This is a genomic window from Pantoea sp. GbtcB22 (assembly GCF_019091025.1).
GTDB classification, from domain to species: Bacteria; Pseudomonadota; Gammaproteobacteria; order Enterobacterales; family Enterobacteriaceae; genus Pantoea; species Pantoea leporis.
The window spans coordinates 1-265 of the sequence record NZ_JAGXKB010000284.1; the positions used below are offsets into that span (position 1 = coordinate 1).

General features: G+C 55.1%; 1 pseudogene. It reads left to right on the forward strand.

Annotation, left to right across the window (positions count from 1 at the left end):
- Positions 1 to 265: pseudogene (locus KVT28_RS25305) on the forward strand (hypothetical protein); the annotation flags it as partial.

Consider the following 265-nt stretch of genomic DNA (forward strand, 5'->3'; position numbering starts at 1 on the left):
ATGAAGATCAGGCTTATGATCTCGGCATTAAGGCAGGCATTACGCTGATTGGCAATGTGGTTAACAAGCCAAAACAGGCGCAGGCGCGGATTAATGCCGCCTTTGCCGGGCGCAAAATGGTCAGCGTCCGTCTGAAAAATCTGCCTGAGCAGCAGCGCGTGCGCGCCTATATGGCGAATCCCGACCTCACCACCTACGGCTCGTGCAAATATACTGGGTTGATGATGGCACATGCGGGTGCATTGAATGTCGCTGCCGCGACCGT